Source organism: Roseburia sp. AM16-25 (assembly GCF_003473825.1).
Lineage (GTDB): Bacteria > Bacillota > Clostridia > Lachnospirales > Lachnospiraceae > Pararoseburia > Pararoseburia lenta.
The window spans coordinates 26653-46227 of record NZ_QUCW01000004.1 but is presented as its reverse complement, the minus strand read 5'-3'; the positions used below and the strand labels follow the sequence as shown (position 1 = coordinate 46227).

General features: G+C 46.0%; 9 protein-coding genes and 2 tRNA genes. All 11 read left to right on the top strand.

Annotated features, from left to right (window positions below):
* The first annotated feature begins 118 nt into the window (after positions 1 to 118).
* Positions 119 to 3919: a phosphoribosylformylglycinamidine synthase gene (locus DW183_RS10305; RefSeq protein ID WP_118281925.1), complete on the top strand. Its 3801-nt coding sequence runs from the start codon at positions 119 to 121 to the stop codon at positions 3917 to 3919.
* A gap of 132 nt (positions 3920 to 4051) precedes the next feature.
* A complete protein-coding gene (locus DW183_RS10300) occupies positions 4052 to 5122 on the top strand; it encodes a carbamoyl phosphate synthase small subunit (RefSeq protein WP_118281924.1) in 1071 nt (356 codons plus the stop codon).
* On the top strand, positions 5122 to 8328 hold the full coding sequence (gene carB / locus DW183_RS10295; RefSeq protein ID WP_118281923.1) for a carbamoyl-phosphate synthase large subunit: 3207 nt from the start codon (positions 5122 to 5124) through the stop codon (positions 8326 to 8328). The genes DW183_RS10300 and carB overlap by 1 nt, the downstream gene beginning before the upstream one ends.
* 116 nt (positions 8329 to 8444) lie before the next feature.
* A complete protein-coding gene (locus DW183_RS10290; protein WP_118281922.1) occupies positions 8445 to 10256 on the top strand; it encodes a bifunctional homocysteine S-methyltransferase/methylenetetrahydrofolate reductase in 1812 nt (603 codons plus the stop codon).
* A gap of 105 nt (positions 10257 to 10361) precedes the next feature.
* Positions 10362 to 12572: an ABC transporter ATP-binding protein gene (locus DW183_RS10285; RefSeq protein WP_118281921.1), complete on the top strand. Its 2211-nt coding sequence runs from the start codon at positions 10362 to 10364 to the stop codon at positions 12570 to 12572.
* Positions 12572 to 14422 carry an ABC transporter ATP-binding protein gene (locus DW183_RS10280; protein WP_118281920.1) on the top strand — a complete coding sequence of 617 codons (1851 nt, stop codon included), beginning with the start codon at positions 12572 to 12574 and terminating at the stop codon, positions 14420 to 14422. Before DW183_RS10285 ends, DW183_RS10280 begins: the two co-directional genes overlap by 1 nt.
* Positions 14423 to 14539: 117 nt before the next feature.
* Positions 14540 to 16042: a methyl-accepting chemotaxis protein gene (locus DW183_RS10275; protein ID WP_158573071.1), complete on the top strand. Its 1503-nt coding sequence runs from the start codon at positions 14540 to 14542 to the stop codon at positions 16040 to 16042.
* A gap of 125 nt (positions 16043 to 16167) precedes the next feature.
* Positions 16168 to 18594, top strand: coding sequence for a homocysteine S-methyltransferase family protein (locus tag DW183_RS10270; RefSeq protein WP_118281918.1), 2427 nt, complete (start codon positions 16168 to 16170; stop codon positions 18592 to 18594).
* 106 nt (positions 18595 to 18700) lie between these two features.
* A tRNA-Val gene (locus tag DW183_RS10265) sits at positions 18701 to 18773 on the top strand.
* Between the two features lie 17 nt (positions 18774 to 18790).
* Positions 18791 to 18864 (top strand) — tRNA-Met (locus DW183_RS10260).
* 160 nt (positions 18865 to 19024) lie between these two features.
* Positions 19025 to 19570, top strand: a complete 546-nt coding sequence (gene ispF / locus DW183_RS10255) for a 2-C-methyl-D-erythritol 2,4-cyclodiphosphate synthase (protein ID WP_118281917.1) — start codon at positions 19025 to 19027, stop codon at positions 19568 to 19570.
* Positions 19571 to 19575: the final 5 nt, after the last annotated feature.

The window sequence follows — 19575 nt, the reverse complement described above, 5'->3', positions numbered from 1 at the left end:
TACTAATATATCTGATTAGGGATAATAATTATGTGCAGGTCAGCGCGATGTGCTATACTATGGGTAAATGTGATAGGGCATATCCTATGTCCAAGTGAGTGAAAGATGGAGGTATAGCATGGGAAACGTAAGAAGAGTTTATGCAGAGAAGAAACCCCAGTATGCAGTGGCAGCAAAGTCACTTTACAGTGAGATCAAGAGTTATCTTGGCATTACTACGGTAACAGGCGTCCGCGTCCTGATCCGTTACGATATTGAAAATATTTCGGAGGACACTTACAAGAAGGCATTAAAGACCGTTTTTTGTGAACTTCCGGTCGATGATTATTACGAAGAAGAATTTGCTTATGAAGGCAGGACGTTCAGCGTGGAATTTTTGCCGGGACAGTTCGATCAGAGAGCGGATTCCGCAGAGCAGTGCGTCAAGTTGTTAAAGGAAGATGAAGATGTCATCATCCGTTCCGCAACCACCTATGTCATTGAAGGACAGATCACAGACGAGCAGTTTGAAGCCATCAAGAAGCACTGCATCAATCCGGTAGACTCCAGAGAGACCGGTATGGATAAGCCTGAGACTCTGACCGATCATTTTGAAGATCCGGCAGATGTTGCCATCTTTGATGGCTTTAGCAGCATGCCGGAAAAGGAATTAAAAGATCTCTATGATTCTCTTGGACTTGCCATGACCTTCAAGGATTTCTTACATATCCAGAAGTATTTCGCTCAGGATGAAAAGCGCGATCCTTCCATGACAGAGATCCGCGTGTTGGATACCTACTGGTCAGACCATTGCCGTCATACGACATTCTCTACCGAGTTAAAGAATGTTACCTTTGAGGACGGTTATTATCGTGCCCCAATCGAAGATTCTTACAATGATTATTTGGATAATTTCAAGATCCTTTACAAGGACCGTGATGATAAGTTTGTCTGCCTCATGGATCTGGCTCTGCTTGCCATGAAAAAGTTAAAAAAGGACGGCAAGTTGGACGATCAGGAAGAATCTGACGAGATCAATGCATGCTCTATCGTTGTGCCGGTAGAGGTTGACGGCAAGACAGAAGAATGGCTTGTCAATTTCAAAAATGAGACCCACAACCATCCGACCGAGATCGAGCCATTTGGTGGTGCGGCTACCTGTCTGGGTGGTGCTATCCGTGATCCGCTTTCCGGACGTACTTATGTATATCAGGCTATGCGTGTGACCGGTGCTGCAGATCCGACCGTATCCGTCAAGGATACCATGGAAGGCAAACTCCCACAGAAGAAACTGGTGCGTGAGGCAGCCCATGGCTATTCTTCTTACGGTAACCAGATCGGTCTGGCAACCGGATATGTCAAAGAAGTATATCATCCGAATTATGTGGCAAAACGTATGGAGATCGGTGCCGTTATGGGGGCTGCTCCAAGACGTGCCGTGCAGAGATTAAATTCTGATCCGGGCGACCGCATCATCTTGCTTGGCGGAAGAACCGGACGTGACGGAATTGGTGGTGCGACAGGATCTTCCAAGGCACACAACACCCAGTCTACCGCAGTCTGTGGTGCCGAAGTACAAAAGGGAAATGCACCGACAGAGCGTAAGATCCAGAGACTTTTCCGTCGAGAAGAAGTAAGTTATATCATCAAAAAATGTAATGACTTTGGTGCAGGCGGTGTGTCCGTAGCCATCGGTGAGTTGGCAGACGGATTGCGCGTACAGTTAGACAAGGTGCCAAAGAAATACGCTGGTCTGGATGGAACAGAACTTGCCATTTCTGAGTCTCAGGAACGTATGGCAGTGGTTGTTGCACCGGAAAATGTTGACCAGTTCTTAGCATATGCCAAGGAAGAAAACTTAGAGGCAGTCGAAGTTGCCATCGTTACCGAAGAACCGCGTCTGATCTTGGAGTGGAGAGGCAAGGAAATCGTCAACTTAAAGAGATCTTTCTTAGATACCAACGGCGCACATCAGGAGACAGATGTCGCAGTGGAAATGCCGGTAAAAGAGGACAATTATTTCCATACCTATGCAGTTGAGGGCGTTGCAGATGCTCTGGCTGTAGGCGATGTGAAAAAAGCCTGGGAGACTACTTTATCTGACCTGAATGTATGCTCACAAAAGGGCTTAGTGGAAATGTTCGATGGTTCCATCGGGGCAGGCAGTGTCTATATGCCATATGGCGGACGCTACCAGTTGACCGAGACCCAGTCTATGGTTGCCAAACTTCCGGTAGCCGAAGGCAAGTGCGATACCGTTACCATGATGGCATACGGCTTTGATCCATATCTGTCTTCCTGGAGCCCATATCACGGATCATCCTTTGCCGTACTCGAATCTGTTGCCCGTATCGTAGCTGCAGGTGGTGATTACAGCAAGATCCGCTTTACTTTCCAGGAGTACTTCCGTAGAATGTCTGAAGATCCAAAGAGATGGAGCCAGCCATTCGCAGCCTTGCTTGGTGCTTATCAGGCACAGATGAAATTCGGACTGCCGTCCATCGGTGGAAAGGATTCCATGTCAGGATCCTTCAATGAGATCGATGTACCGCCTACACTGGTTTCTTTTGCGGTTGATATTGCAAAAGAGGGCGACATCATCACACCGGAATTAAAGAAGACAGGCCATGCTTTGGTATTCTTCCGTGCAAAACGTGATGCTTATGATCTGCCGGATTATGATCAGGTCATGAAGTTATATGATGTCATCCACAGCCTGATCCAAAAGGGAGCCATCGTATCTGCTTATGCACCGGATGCAAGTGGTCTGGCAGCAGCATTTTCTAAGATGGCATTTGGTAATAAACTGGGTGTGACGATCGCAGATAGCGTAGCGGCAGAAGAACTTTTTGCAAACTGCATGGGCTCTATCGTAGCCGAAGTAAACGGCGCGGATACCACAGTCATCCTTGATGCTATGGAGGCGGCAGGACTTGGTCATGACGTAAGCGTGATCGGATCTGTAAATGATAGTCGGAACTTTATCTATAAAGACATGAGCCTTTCTATAGAAGAGGCTTTAAAAGACTGGGTGACACCACTGGAAAAGGTATTCCCGACCAGAGCCACAGAGGACAAAGATCCTGTTGATACCGGATTGTATCAGGCAAAAGAGATCTATGTATGTAAGAATAAAGTGGCAAAGCCTAAGGTATTTATTCCGGTATTCCCGGGTACCAACTGTGAATATGACAGTGCAAAGGCATTTGAGCGTGCCGGTGCAGAACCGATCGTCAAGGTATTCAAGAACCAGTCAGCCGAGGACATCCGTGATTCGGTCGAGGTATTTGCAAAGGCGATCGATCAGGCACAGATGATCATGTTCCCGGGCGGATTTTCCGCAGGTGATGAGCCGGAGGGAAGTGCTAAGTTCTTTGCAACTGCTTTCCGTAACGAAAAGATGAAAGAAGCCGTTATGGATCTTTTGAATAACCGTGACGGACTTGCCCTTGGTATCTGTAATGGTTTCCAGGCACTCATCAAATTGGGACTTGTGCCATATGGTCAGATTCATACCCAGCAGGCAGATGCACCGACCCTGACTTACAATACGATCGGACGCCACATTTCCAAGATGGTCTACACCAAGGTGGTATCTGACAAGTCACCATGGCTGGCACAGGCTACGCTGGGACAGACTTATTGCAATCCGGCATCCCACGGAGAGGGACGTTTCGTTGCAAGCAAGGAATGGTTGGACAAATTGTTTGTAAACGGTCAGGTCGCAACTCAGTATGTGGACGAGGCAGGCAATCCGACCATGGATGAGGAGTGGAATGTCAACGGTTCTTATATGGCGATCGAAGGCATCACCAGCCCGGATGGACGTGTGCTTGGTAAGATGGCACATTCTGAAAGACGCGGAGAATCCGTTGCCATCAATATCTATGGCGAGCAGGATATGAAGATCTTTGAATCCGGTGTCGCATATTTTAAATAATAGAAAAATGAGAGAGCCTTTTATCTTTTTGATAGAAGGCTCTTGCAATATAGAAAATCATGTGATAACATACTATAAGTTTAGGCATTTTTAAAATTTAACATGTAGAATTTCGAAAGGACAGGGCAAAAGATGAGAGCATTTCTTATTCTGGAAGATGGCACTGTGTTCGCCGGTGAGAGCATCGGATCGACACGCGAAGTCATCAGTGAAATCGTATTTAATACATCCATGACTGGATATCTGGAAGTTTTGACAGATCCTTCCTATGCCGGACAGGCTGTCGTTATGACATATCCTTTGATCGGCAATTATGGCATTACACCGGACATGGAGTCAGAAAGACCGTGGGTGGACGGATATATCGTCCGCGAACTCAGCCGTATCCCAAGCAACTTCCGTTGTGAGGGGACCATTCAGGATTTCCTGAAAGAACATGACATCCCGGGAATCTGTGGTATTGATACGAGAGCACTTACCAAGATCTTGCGTGACAAGGGAACCATGAATGGCATGATCACGACCGACGAGAATTACGATCTGGATGAGATCTTACCAAGACTTGCGGCATATACCACAGGTGATGTGGTATCCAAGGTCACATGTGCTGCACCAAAGGTTTTGCCGGGTGACGGCAAGCGGGTGGCACTTTTAGATCTGGGAGCCAAGAGAAATATTGCCAAGTCCTTAAATGATAGAGGATGCGAAGTGACCATCTATCCGGCAGATACACCGGCAGAGACCATCTTGGCAGGCAATCCGGACGGCATCATGCTCAGCAACGGACCTGGGGATCCAAAGGAATGTACAGAGGTCATCAAGGAGATCAAGAAGTTATATGACTCGGACGTACCGATCTTTGCCATCTGTCTGGGACATCAGCTCATGGCACTTGCGACCGGCGCGGATACCCACAAGATGAAATACGGACACCGTGGCGGCAACCATCCGGTCAAGGATCTTTCCACCGGACGTGTCTATATCTCCTCACAGAACCATGGTTATGTGGTTGATGTCGACAAGTTGGATCCGTCCATTGCGACACCGGCATTTGTCAATGTCAATGATGGCACAAATGAGGGATTAAAATATACAGGAAAGAATATCTTTACGGTACAGTTCCATCCTGAAGCTTGCCCTGGCCCACAGGATAGTGGATATTTGTTTGACCGTTTTATTGAAATGATGGGAGGTGACCAGTAATGCCAAAGAATAAAGACATCAAAAAGGTACTTGTGATCGGTTCCGGTCCAATCGTCATCGGACAGGCAGCAGAGTTTGACTATGCAGGCACACAGGCATGTCGTTCCTTAAAAGAGGAAGGCATCGAGGTTGTTCTGGTCAATTCCAATCCGGCGACCATCATGACAGACAAAGAGATCGCAGATGAGGTCTATATCGAGCCTCTGACAGCCAAAGTCTTAGAGCAGATCATCTTAAAGGAAAAGCCGGACAGCGTGCTTCCAACCTTGGGTGGACAGGCAGGACTCAACCTTGGTATGGAACTGGCAGAGTCAGGCTTTTTGGAAGAGCATGGCGTAAAACTCATCGGTACAACGGCAGAGACCATCTTTAAGGCAGAAGATCGTCAGGCATTCAAGGACACCATGGAAAAGATTGGTGAGCCTTGTGCGGCATCTTTGGTCGTTAAGAACGTAGAAGACGGTATCAAGTTTACCAATACCATCGGTTATCCGGTCGTACTCCGTCCGGCATTTACCCTTGGCGGCAGCGGCGGTGGTATCGCCCACAACGAGACAGAACTCGTAGACATCTTATCCAATGGTCTGCGCTTGAGCCGTGTCAATGAAGTTTTGGTTGAGCGTTGCATCGCAGGCTGGAAAGAGATCGAGTACGAAGTGATGCGTGATGCAGCAGGCAACTGCATTACCGTATGTAACATGGAAAATATCGATCCGGTCGGTGTGCATACCGGCGACTCTATCGTTGTGGCACCGTCACAGACTTTGGGTGATAAGGAATACCAGATGCTCCGTAGTTCTGCTTTAAATATTATCTCAGAACTTGGCATTACCGGTGGTTGTAACGTGCAGTACGCCCTCAACCCGGATAGTTTTGAATATTGCGTTATCGAGGTAAATCCTCGTGTCAGCCGTTCTTCTGCACTGGCTTCCAAGGCAACCGGTTATCCGATCGCTAAGGTGGCTGCAAAGATTGCTTTAGGCTATACATTGGATGAGATCACCAATGCCATTACCGGCAAGACCTATGCATCCTTTGAGCCAATGCTTGACTATTGCGTTGTCAAGATCCCACGTCTGCCATTTGATAAGTTCATCACGGCAAAACGTACCTTAACGACACAGATGAAGGCGACCGGTGAGGTCATGAGTATCTGCAACAACTTTGAGGGTGCCCTGATGAAGGCAATCCGTTCCTTAGAGCAGCATGTAGACTCTCTTATGAGTTATGACTTTACGGGATTTAGTAACGAAGAACTGGAAGACCAGTTACACGTCGTAGACGATAGAAGAATTTATGTGATCGCAGAGGCACTGCGCAGAGGCGTTTCCTACGACCACATCCATGAGATTACCAAGATCGATATCTGGTTCATCGACAAAATCGCTATCCTGGTCGAGATGGAAGAAAAGTTAAAGAGCGAGGAACTGACACCGGAACTTTTAAAAGAAGCAAAGCGTATCGAGTTCCCGGATAATGTCATTGCAGATCTTACCGGCAAGACCAAAGAAGAGATCCGCCAGATGCGCTATGACAATGATATTGTTGCTGCATTTAAGATGGTTGATACCTGTGCGGCAGAGTTTGAAGCAAGCACCCCATATTATTACTCTGTATTTGGCAGCCAGAATGAAGCGGTAGAGACCAATCTGAAGAAAAAGGTACTCGTACTTGGATCCGGGCCGATCCGTATTGGACAGGGTATCGAGTTCGACTATTGCTCTGTACATTCTACCTGGGCATTTGCCAAGGAAGGTTATGAGACCATTATTGTAAACAACAACCCGGAGACGGTTTCTACAGACTTTGATATTGCGGACAAACTTTATTTTGAGCCGCTGACGGAGGAAGATGTAGAAAACATCGTCCGTTTTGAAAAGCCAGATGGAGCTGTTGTCCAGTTCGGTGGTCAGACAGCCATCAAGTTGACCGAAGCCCTGATGAAGATGGGAGTTACTATCTTAGGAACCAAGGCAGAGGATGTTGATGCCGCAGAGGACAGAGAACTCTTTGATGAGATTCTGGAAAAGACAGGTATCCCGAGAGCATCCGGCGGAACGGTATTTACCGCAGAAGAGGCAAAGAAAGTTGCCAATGAGATCGGTTATCCGGTTCTGGTACGTCCTTCCTATGTACTGGGCGGACAGGGCATGCAGATCGCTTTCAATGATGACGAAGTGGATGAGTTCATGGAGATCATCAACCGTATCGCACAGGATCATCCGATCTTAGTGGATAAGTATTTACAGGGTAAGGAGATCGAAGTCGATGCTGTATGCGACGGTACAGATATTTTGATCCCTGGTATCATGGAACATATTGAGCGTACCGGTGTCCATTCCGGAGATAGTATCTCTGTATATCCGGCACATACGATCAGTGATGCCATCAAGAAAAAGATTACCGATTATACTGAGAAACTGGCACAGGCACTGCATGTCGTAGGTCTGATCAACATCCAGTTTATCGTTATGAATGATGAAGTATATGTGATCGAGGTCAATCCGAGATCTTCTCGTACCGTGCCGTACATCAGCAAGGTTACCGGTATTCCGATCGTGGATCTGGCAACCAAGGTCATCATCGGAAACACCTTAAAGGGTATGGGCTACACACCGGGATTGCAGCCGGAAGCAGAGTATGTGGCAGTTAAGATGCCGGTATTCTCTTTTGAAAAACTGCGTGGAGCAGAGATTTCCCTGGGACCGGAAATGAAGTCTACCGGTGAGTGTCTGGGTATTGCAAAGACCTTTGATGAGGCACTTTATAAGGCATTCCTCGGTGCAGGTATCGTACTGCCGAAGTACAAGCAGATGATCATGACCGTAAAGGATGCGGATAAGCCGGAAGCCGTTGGCGTGGCAAAGCGCTTTGCGGCCTTGGGCTACAAGATCTATGCGACCAGAAGTACCGCCAAGTATTTGCAGGAGCATGGCGTAGATGCACTCTGGGTCAACAAGATCACTCAAGAATCACCGAATGTCATGGATCTGATCCTGGGTCACAAGATCGACCTTGTCATTGACACACCGACCCAGGGACACGGCGATAAGACCCGTGATGGCTTCCTGATCCGTCGAAATGCGATCGAGACAGGCGTACACTGTATTACAGCAATGGATACGGCAAATGCACTGGCAACCAGTTTGGAATCTGCCACAGATGAATTTACCTTAGTGGATATTGCAAAAGTCAAGAACATCTAAATAAAACGCACTGGAATAAGTGTGAGTTTCATATTGCGAAACTGCTTTCTTTTGGTTACTATGGAAAGTAGTTTCGCTTTTTAAGTGACAGAAATCTTTAGATACGAGGGAAAAAGATGAAAATAGGAGAATTCTTCAAGGAAAATACACTTCTCTGTGATGGTGCAATGGGAACCTATTATGCCTCTAAATTTCATGATGAAACACTGGTAGAACGTGAAAATTTTGAGCATCCGGAGCGCATTGCCCAGATTCACGGGGAATATTTAGAAAGTGGAGCGAGACTGCTCCGCACCAATACATTTGCTACCAATTCTAACTTCTTTTCTTCCGTCGAGGAGATGGAAAACAATATTATGATCGCCTGCCAGATCGCAAAAAGTGCAGTGGAAGCATACTATGAAAAAACAGGCCTGACAAAAGAGACCTATCCTGTTTATGTGGCAGCAGACATCGGTACGATCTATGATATGGAGCAGAAAGATGATAGCAATGTTCTGGCAGAATATCATCATATCGTGGATACGTTTGTATCGGCAGGTATGGATATTTTCTGGCTGGAAACGCAGGTGGATGTTTACTATCTGAAGAGATTGCTTGCTTATATCAAGGAAAAAGCACCGCAGGCTTATGTGATGGTTTCCTTTTCTATGGATAAAACGGCCTATAGTAAGGGTGGCTTGCAATTTGATCGCATGGTGCGACTGATGAGTGAAATGGATGAAGTGAATGCCTATGGATTAAACTGTGGCATGGAAGCAGCGCATATGTACCAACTTTTGAAAAATGTAACCTTTCCATCAGAAAAACCTGTCATCGCCTTGCCAAATGCCGGTTATCCATATCAGTTGCGCGGCAAGACCATTTACGGAAAGAATGAATCTTATTTTCAGAAGATGCTATTGCAGATCGCAGACTTAGGGATTGATCTTGTTGGTGGCTGTTGCGGAACGACACCGGATTATCTGAAAGAGATTGCAGAACAGTTGAAAGGCAAGAAGAAAATGGAAAAAAAGACAGGCTCGCCGGAGACACCTGCTGTCTCAAGAACGGAGTCTGTATTTTGGAAAAAGTTACAAAGTGGGGAGAAGCCCTTTGTGGTAGAACTGGATCCGCCATCGGATATCAAGGTTGAAAAACTGGTATCGGGAGCGCAATTGTTAAAGGAACATCGTGTTGATCTACTGACACTTTCCGATTCTCCGATGGCACGCAGCCGTATGGATGCGTCCTTGCTGGGCAGTAAGATTCAGAGGGAGACCGGCATTTATGTCATGCCGCACTTGTCCTGCCGTGATCGGAATGTGATCTCTCTGCGCGGTACGATGCTCGGTGATTACGTCAATGATTTAAGGCATTTTCTGGTCGTTACGGGAGATCCGATTGCACAGAATGACAGAAACACGATCACACAGGTATTTGATTACAATTCTATCAAGTTTATGGGACTTTTGCAGGAAATGAATGAAGACCAGTTTTATCAGGATCGTATCGTTTATGGCGGTGCCCTAAATTATCAGGGCGTAGGTGTGGATGCCATCGCAAGAAGAATGAAACTGAAAATGGAACAGGGATGTAGTTTCTTTTTGACACAGCCGATTTATGCAGACGCGGATGTGGAACGTATCAAGGACTTGAAAGACCGTACCGGTGCAAAGATCATCGGAGGTATTATGCCACTTGTGAGCCGAAAAAATGCCTTGTTTATCGCAAATGAGATGCCGGGTATGCATGTGCCACCGGAAACGCTGGCATATTATGAGGAGGGCATGAGCCGTTCGGAATATGAAGAAGTTGCCATCCGTGTATCCGTGGAGATTGCCAGAAAGATGTCTTCGATTGTTGACGGTTATTATTTTATGACACCGTTTAACCGCGTAGAACTCATCTGTAATATCATTGAGCGTATCCGTGAAGAAAATTTATAGAAATTTAATAAGTATGAACAGAATTTTGGGTGACATTGGAAAAAAAGAGTTCTACAATAAGAAAGATATAAAAAATAAACACATGTATAAGAATAGGGAGACAAGATGAAATTTTTATTTCAAAACTTATGGGAACGGAAAAAGGCAGTTGCCATAGTTATTGTGCTTTTGATCGCACAGGCATTATGTGAACTGTCACTTCCAAACTACACAGCGGATATCGTTGATGTCGGTATTCAGCAGAATGGTGTTGACTCTGTAGCAGTGGAAGAAATGCGTCAGGAGACACATAACTGGCTTCTTGCTTTTATGGATGATGATGAGATTTCTTATCTCAATGCCTGCTATGAAAAGCAGGGGGAGACTTATGTCCTAAAGGATGAGGTTTCAGAGGATAAAGACAAAAAAACAGCATTGGAACAGGTTTTGCAGGAGCCAATGGTGCTGACCTACTTTATGGAATATGGTGCGCAAGAGTCCGGCGATTCGGAATATGCATCCATGATGGGGGATGCGGCTAAGATGCAGGAGCAGTTAAAGCAACTTGCACAGGCAGGTGCACTGACACCTTCCTCTTTGTATGATATGCGTGCGGCGGTGACAGAAAAGTTTGGTGATCTGGGTGACACGATGATCGACCAGATGTCCATTGCCATGGCGCAGCAGGAATATGAGGCGTTGGGGTATGATATGCACCAGATGCAGATGGACTATCTGCTTCGTACCGGTGGTGTGATGATTCTGATGACACTTGGCATGCTGCTGGCAGCCGTATTGTTGGGATATGTTTCTTCAAGAACAGCGGCAGACATTGGGCGTAGTTTGCGTAAAAAAGTTTACACCAGTGTTATCTCTTTCTCCGGAAAAGAGATCGATCAGTTCTCAACGGCATCACTGATCACCAGATGTACCAACGATATTCAGCAGGTACAGATGGTAGAAGTCATGCTGCTTCGTATGGTATTGTATGCTCCGGTGCTTGCCATTGGCGGTATTATCATGGTGACCAGGACCGATGCATCCATGAGTTGGATCATTGTTGTGGCGGTCGCTGTTATCATCAGTGTAGTTATGGTACTGATGAAGTTTTCTATGCCGAAGTTTAAGATGATGCAGAAACTTGTTGACCGCATGAACCTTGTTTCACGCGAGATCTTAACAGGTATTCCGGTTATCCGCGCATTCTCACGTGAGGAGCATGAAAAGGAACGCTTCAAGGATGCCAATACAGAACTCATGGAGACACAGTTATATACAAGCCGCATGATGGCATGGATGATGCCAATTATGATGCTGATCATGAACTGTATTACCGTAGCGATTGTATGGTTTGGTGCAAAGGGAATATCCGCAGGTCATATGCAGGTGGGAGATATGATGGCATTTATTACATATGCCATGGTCATTGTTATGTCCTTCCTATTGCTTACCATGATGTCTATTATGCTTCCTCGTGCAGGTGTTGCTGCAGAACGTATTCAGGAAGTCATCGGAACGAGATCATCCATCACAGATGCTGAGCAGTTAGCAGATGATGAGATGGGAGATATCCGTGGAGAACTTGCATTCCATAACGTAAGTTTTGCTTATCCAAATGCTAAGGATAATGTACTGGATGGTCTTGATTTTGAGGCTGAGCCGGGAAAAACGACGGCGATTATCGGAAGCACGGGATGTGGTAAGTCGACACTTCTAAATCTGATTCCACGTCTTTATGACGTGACAGAAGGAAGTATTACTTTGGATGGTGTAGATATTCGTACCATATCACAAAAGAAACTGCGCGATGCCATAGGGTATGTTCCGCAGAAGGCTGTCCTGTTTTCGGGAGACATCCGCTCTAATATCAAATATGCGGATGAGACGATTTCGGATGACAGGATGGAAGAGGCTGCTGCCATTGCACAGGCAACAGAATTTGTCGAAGAAAAAAAGAAAAAGTACGACAGCCATATTGCGCAGGGGGGATCAAATGTATCTGGCGGACAGAAGCAGAGACTCTCTATCGCGCGAGCCATTGCGAAAAATCCAAAGATTTATCTCTTTGATGACAGTTTCTCCGCACTGGATTATAAGACAGACAAGGCACTGCGTGCGGCATTGTTTGAACATGCGAAAGATGCAACAGTTATCATTGTTGCACAGCGTATCAGCACGATCTTACATGCAGATCAGATCCTGGTCTTGGATGATGGAAAGATTGTCGGAAAAGGAACCCATCAGGAACTTTTGAAGCAATGTCAGGCATATCAGGAGATTGCGGCTTCACAGTTGAGCCAGCAGGAGATAGAAAAGACGAAAGGAGGCTTAGCCTAATGAGTGAGTCAAATGAAAGAGCAAAAGCACCCCGTCGTCATCATGGTCCTATGGGCGGAGGTCCGGGCAGACCGGTGGAAAAAGCAAAAGATTTTAAAGGAACACTAAAGAAATTACTGAATTATCTGAGTGTTTATAAAATAGGGATTGCAGTTGTAATCTTTTTTGCAATTTTAAGTACCATATTTAATGTAATCGGACCAAAGATTTTAAGTAAGGCGACAACAGAGTTGTTCACCGGTCTGGTCGCAAAGATTCAGGGGACAGGAAATATTCGTTTTGATGTGATCGGCAAGATTTTATTGATCCTGCTTGCAATTTATATCTTTAGTGCGCTGATGAGTTTTGTGCAGGGATATATTATGGCAGGGGTATCGCAAAAGATGACATACCGCATGAGATCGGAAATCTCCGAAAAAATCCATCGACTGCCAATGTCCTATTTTGAATCCAAGACCGTCGGTGAGATCCTTTCGCGTATCACCAACGATGTCGATACCTTAGGACAGAGTTTGAACCAGAGTGTGACACAGGTGATTACCTCGGTGGCAACAATGGTAGGCGTACTTGTCATGATGCTTTCCATCAGCCCGCTGATGACCTTGATCGCGCTTGTTATTTTACCGGTTTCTATTGCACTTGTAATGCTGGTTGTTAAGTTTTCGCAGAAATACTTTATTGCCCAGCAGAGAACCCTAGGTGAGATAAATGGTCAGGTGGAGGAGACCTTCTCTGGACAGAACATCGTTAAATCATTCAACAAAGAAAAGGATGTTTTAGCGGAGTTTGATACAAGAAACGAAGAACTTTATAACTCTGCATGGAAGTCACAGTTTTTATCCGGACTGATGCAGCCGATCATGACATTTGTTGGAAACCTCGGTTATGTTGCAGTGGCCATTGTCGGAAGTATTCTTGCAGTGGCAGGAACGATCACCGTTGGCGATATTCAGGCATTCATCCAATATGTAAAGAACTTTACGCAGCCGATCCAGCAGATGGCAAATGTTTCTAACCTCTTGCAGTCTACCGTTGCTGCCGCAGAGCGTGTTTTTGAGTTCTTAGAAGAGACCGAAGAAGTTGAGACGGAAAACCCAATGATTATGGATCATGTTTCGGGGGCAGTTTCTTTTGAACATGTCAAATTTGGTTACAACGAAGATAAGATCATCATCCATGATTTTTCAAGTCAGGTAAAACCGGGACAGATGGTTGCAATTGTAGGACCTACCGGTGCCGGAAAGACAACGATGGTAAAACTATTGATGCGTTTTTATGATGTCAACGAAGGCTGCATCAAGATCGACGGACAGGATATCCGTGCGTTCGGCCGCGGCAATCTGCGAGAACATTTTGGTATGGTCTTGCAGGATACATGGTTATTTAAGGGAAGCATCATGGAGAATATCCGTTATGGAAAACTCGATGCGACAGATGAAGAAGTGATCGCCGCAGCAAAGGCAGCGCATGCACATCACTTTATCGAGACTTTGCCGGGTGGTTATGATTTTGTTTTGAATGAAGAAGCAACCAATGTTTCACAGGGACAAAGGCAGTTGCTTACCATTGCCAGATCTATACTTGCCGATAATCCAATTCTGATTTTGGATGAAGCGACAAGTTCTGTAGATACCAGAACAGAGCAGAGAATACAGAAGGCAATGAATCATCTGATGCAGGGCAGAACAAGTTTTGTCATTGCACACAGATTGTCTACGATCAAAGATGCAGACCTGATCCTTGTTATGAAAGATGGCGATATCATCGAGCAGGGCAGCCATGAAGATCTGATCGCTCAAAATGGTTTTTATGCAGAACTCTACAACAGCCAGTTTGAAGAAGTTGGATAATGTAATCAACTAATGTTTATACACACAATTGTCGAAAAAACACAAAAATGGATGACAGACCGGAAGATGAGTGTTATACTTTTCTTATAATTTTTTGTAAGGGAAGGGATGAATGACATGGAATTGATGCAACGGCAGATGAAGGAAAAGAATCGCGTCGCTTTTACAGTGGCGGTGATTATTACGGGCATTGAACTGGCACTGGCACTTCTTAGTTTTACGCAGGCAGACACGTTGATCGCGAATGCAATCGTACGAACGGTAGTCTGTGCAGTGGCAATGGTACTTTTGATCGTTGTGTATAATAGGAATAAGGCAGATGAACGGTTTGAAAAGATATTTATGATTACATTGATCGTGGTATATGCTGTTTATATTCTTTCTGTTCGCAGTATCGGTATGTATGCTTTTATGTACTTGATCTTATTCTCCATGGCTGTTTATATGCATCCGAAGTGGATCATGGCAGGGGGCATTGCCTTTAGTATCGTCAATGCTATCAAGGTCGTGCAGTGCAAGGTCATTTATGCGGACGAATCTTTGTTTTCAACCAGTTTCGTTCAGTTGATCTTTGCGGTGGCGACGACGGTGGTTGCTTATATCGTAGTCAAGATGATGCAGGAGCATCATGCACAGGACAAAGAAGAAGTAGAACGACGTGCAAAAGAACAGCAGACTGTGGCTGAGAATATCATCCGTATGTCCGATGAACTGGTGCAGATGTTTGAACAGGCAAAGGGGAAGGCAGAACGCCTGACAGAGAGCATGGAGACCAGCAACGGTTCTGTGCAGGAGATTTCTCTGGGTGTTAAGTCTACGGCGCAGGCGATCGAGCATCAGACCATGATGACCAGTGATATCCAGACCAGTCTGGAAAATGCCGGCAATGGTACGGAACTCATGAAAGAGGCGGTAGAGGTATCCACAACGACAGTTCAGAACGGAGCCCAGTTGATCGAAGAACTGCGTGAGCAGGCAATCGGAACAGCCCAGATCAACCGTCAGACAAAGGACACGACGGACGAACTGAACAACCGTATCAAGGAAGTAGAAGAGATCGTCGGAACCATTCTTAGTATTTCCGGACAGACCAATCTATTAGCCCTCAATGCATCCATAGAGGCTGCGAGAGCAGGAGATGCAGGCAAGGGATTTGCGGTTGTTGCAGATGAGATCCGCACCCTTTCTGAGGAGACCAAGGAATCTACCGGCAAGATTACGGCTATCATTGAAAAACTTACGGTCAATGTAGGAGAGGCATCGGAAAATATGCGCAAGTCTACCGAGTCCGTAGAAAAACAGAATGAGATGATCGCTACAACAGCAGAAAACTTCAAGTTGATCGAGGAAAAGATGCAGGAAGCATATACAGAGATTCAGAGTCTGAGCGGAGAGGTTAATGATATCCTAACATCCAACAGTCAGATTAGCGACAGCATTACAGACCTGTCTGCAACCAGTGAAGAAGTGGCTGCATCATCTGAGAGTTGTACAACAGTCTTTGGACAGAGTGTGGCAGATCTAGAGACACTGAACGAACAGTTGAATCAGATCTTCCGTATTGCTGAGAATCTCAAGGATGTGGCAGAACAGGAAAATGACATGATTGTGTCAGAATAGAAGGTTTGCCGGTCTACTGGCGAGCAAGTAAAGGGTTGCAGAAAGCAACCCTTTTTTTTATAATGAAGGCTGATTGAAAAACTGTAGAAGTATAACATATATAAAGATAAAAGGAAGAAACAAAGATGACAAAGCAGGAACTACAGGATCATTTTCAAAAAGGACCGATCATATTGGATGGAGCAACGGGCTCAAACCTGATGGCAAAGGGTATGCCTATGGGAGTATGCCCGGAGGATTGGATCTATCATCACAAGGAGGCAATCGTTTCCTTACAAAAGGCATATGTCGAGGCGGGAACACAGATTTTGTATGCACCGACTTTTACAGCAAATCGCATCAAATTAGCAGAATATGACATGGAAGATCGCTTAGAAGAATTGAATCGTGCCATGGTGCGCTACAGTAGGGAAGCGGCAGGAGATCGGGCATTTGTTGCCGGAGATCTTACCATGACGGGCAGACAGTTATATCCGGTCGGAGATCTCATGTTTGAGGATCTTGTGGATGTCTATAAGGAGCAGGTGAGGGCAATCTTAAAGGAGGGTGTGGATCTCTTTGTGATTGAAACCATGATGAGTTTGCAGGAATGTCGTGCGGCTCTTTTGGCAGTCAAGGAAACCTGTGATCTTCCGGTTATGATCTCCTTGACCTACAATGAGGACGGCAGAACTCTGTATGGCACATCACCTGAGATCGCCATGGTTGTTTTAGAGCATATGGGCGCGGATATTGTCGGCGTGAACTGTTCGACCGGACCTCTTGCTATGATCCCTTTGGTAAAGGCTATGCTGCCTTATGCGGATATCCCGATCATGGTCAAACCCAATGCCGGCATGCCGGAACTGGAGAATGGTGAGACGGTCTATAAGATGACCCCGGAGGAGTTTGCGGATGCCTGCGAACAATTAGTAGATGCCGGAGCATCGGTCGTGGGTGGCTGCTGTGGTACCAGACCGGATCATATCAAGGCGCTGGCAGACCGTATGCGTGGCAAGAAAGTGGAGCCGATCCAAAAGAAGAACAGACCGGTGCTGACCTCGGAGCGTGGCTTTGTGGAGGTGACGCTGGACGGTGGCTTTAAGGTTGTGGGAGAGCGTATCAACCCGACCGGAAAAAAGGCATTGCAGGAAGAACTGCGTTCAGGCAGTATGCAGATGGTACGTCAGTTTGCCAGAGATCAGGAGATCGCAGGAGCAGCCATTCTGGATGTCAATATGGGAACGAACGGTATTGACGAAAAAGCGACTATGCTGGATGCCATCTATGAGGTGATATCGACGGTAGATCTGCCGCTTTCCATCGATACTTCTTATGTGGATGTCATGGAGGCAGCCCTTCGTATCTATCCGGGACGAGCCCTCATCAATTCTATTTCCTGTGAAGCAGAAAAAATGAAAGAACTTTTGCCGATCGCCAAAAAGTACGGAGCCATGTTTGTTCTGCTTCCGCTTTCACAGGCAGGACTGCCAAAGGATCTGGACGAAAAGAAAGAACATATTACCCATGTATTAGAGGCGGCGCGTGCGATCGGATTGCAGGATAACGATGCTGTGGTCGATGTCCTGGTGGCGACTGTGGGAGCCAATCCGTCGGCGGCTTTGGAATGTTTTGAGACGATTTCCTATTGCAAGGATACTCTACATCTGCCTACTATCTGTGGACTTTCCAATATTTCTTTTGGTATGCCACAGCGTATCTTTGTCAATACGGCATTTTTGAATGTGGCTCTTTCCAAGGGACTGACCATGGCGATTGCCAACCCATCACAGGAACTCCTCATGTATACGGCGCTGGCTACAGATCTTTTGCTTGGTAAGGAAGGGGCATCAGAGCGCTACTTGGGAACAGTACCTACGACAGCCATGAAGATGGTCGGCTCCAAGGATGTCAAGGTAGATAGCCAGACGAAAGAAGAGGCTCATCACCCGATCTTTGACTGCGTGGTAAAGGGAGACAAGGAATCCATCATACGGGAAGTAAAAAAAGAGGTGGAAGCGGGAGAGAAACCATCGGCTGTAATCGAAAAGTATCTGATCCCGGGCATCAATCAGGTGGGAGAATATTACGACAACAAAAAGTATTTTCTCCCACAGTTGATCGCGGGAGCCAATGCCATGAAAGAAGCCATGGAGTATTTAGAACCGCTGCTTCTGGCAGACAAAAAGGATGAGGCGAAGGCGACCGTCGTCATTGCGACCGTAGAGGGCGACATCCACGACATTGGCAAAAATCTGGTGGTGCTCATGCTCAAGAACTATGGTTATCGTGTCTTTGACATGGGAAAAGATGTGCCGGCAGAGTCGATCGTAAATAAAGCGATAGAAGAAAATGCACAGATTATTGGTCTGTCAGCCCTTATGACTACGACCATGATGCGAATGAAAGATGTCGTGGATCTGGCAAAGGAAAAAGGCTGTCAGGCAAAGATCATCATTGGCGGTGCCTGTATCACGGAGAGTTTTGCGGAGGAGATCGGGGCAGACGGTTATTCCAAGGATGCGTCAGAGTGTGTCAAACTGATAGATTCCCTTATCCAGTCCAAATTGTAGAAAAAGTTTGAAAAATAAAAAAATTGAAAAAATTTTTAAAAAAGTGTTGACGAAAGGGTACAAGTATAGTATATTTAATTTCGGTCGCGACGAGCGGCAATGAAATGGGATCTTAGCTCAGCTGGGAGAGCATCTGCCTTACAAGCAGAGGGTCATAGGTTCGAGCCCTATAGGTCCCATTCCAACACTTTAATATGGCGAGGTGGCTCAACTGGCTAGAGCGTCCGGTTCATACCCGGGAGGTTGAGAGTTCGAGTCTCTCCCTCGCTACTGAATGAAGCCTTGATCCTTTGGATTGAGGCTTTTTTGCATCACGTTCTTTTTTATTGAAAAGCAACTTGTGGATATGGTATCATATAGGGTGGTTTTTGAATTTGAAGATCATGTTATATTTTACGGATAAAGACCGTAGAATAGGAGGGAAAGACCTATGCGGATTGGAACAGGTTATGATGTGCATAAATTAGTGGAAGGTCGTAAGTTGATCTTAGGTGGCGTAGAGGTGCCGCATACGCTTGGTTTATTGGGACATTCGGATGCCGATGTGCTTTTGCATGCGATCATGGATGCTATCCTTGGCGCGGCAGGACTGGGAGATATCGGTAAACATTTTCCGGATACGGATGAGGCTTATCGCGGGATCTCATCTATGAAGTTATTGGAACATGTAGGTGCTTTGATCGCAGACCACGGTTATGTGGTCGGCAATATTGATGCTACGGTGATTGCACAGCAGCCAAAGTTACGTCCTTATATAGAACGCATGGAGGAAAATGTAGCAAGCGTGTTCGGGATTTCTGTGGATCAGGTCAATATCAAAGCAACGACTGAGGAGCATTTGGGATTTACCGGAAGAGAAGAAGGCATTTCTTCTCAGGCAGTCTGTTTGTTGGAATCTTTTTATGAGAGCAGCGTAGCCGTTGCTGATTCGGCAAATCGATGTTCGTCCTGTCAGGGATGTAGCAAAGAATTTTAAAAAGA

Coding starts and splice junctions, on each gene's coding strand:
- DW183_RS10305 (WP_118281925.1), top strand. CDS start 119: ATGGGAAACGTAAGAAGAGTTTATGCAGAGAAGAAACCCCAGTATGCA.
- DW183_RS10285 (WP_118281921.1), top strand. CDS start 10,362: ATGAAATTTTTATTTCAAAACTTATGGGAACGGAAAAAGGCAGTTGCC.
- DW183_RS10275 (WP_158573071.1), top strand. CDS start 14,540: ATGGAATTGATGCAACGGCAGATGAAGGAAAAGAATCGCGTCGCTTTT.
- DW183_RS10290 (WP_118281922.1), top strand. CDS start 8,445: ATGAAAATAGGAGAATTCTTCAAGGAAAATACACTTCTCTGTGATGGT.
- DW183_RS10300 (WP_118281924.1), top strand. CDS start 4,052: ATGAGAGCATTTCTTATTCTGGAAGATGGCACTGTGTTCGCCGGTGAG.
- carB (WP_118281923.1), top strand. CDS start 5,122: ATGCCAAAGAATAAAGACATCAAAAAGGTACTTGTGATCGGTTCCGGT.
- ispF (WP_118281917.1), top strand. CDS start 19,025: ATGCGGATTGGAACAGGTTATGATGTGCATAAATTAGTGGAAGGTCGT.
- DW183_RS10270 (WP_118281918.1), top strand. CDS start 16,168: ATGACAAAGCAGGAACTACAGGATCATTTTCAAAAAGGACCGATCATA.
- DW183_RS10280 (WP_118281920.1), top strand. CDS start 12,572: ATGAGTGAGTCAAATGAAAGAGCAAAAGCACCCCGTCGTCATCATGGT.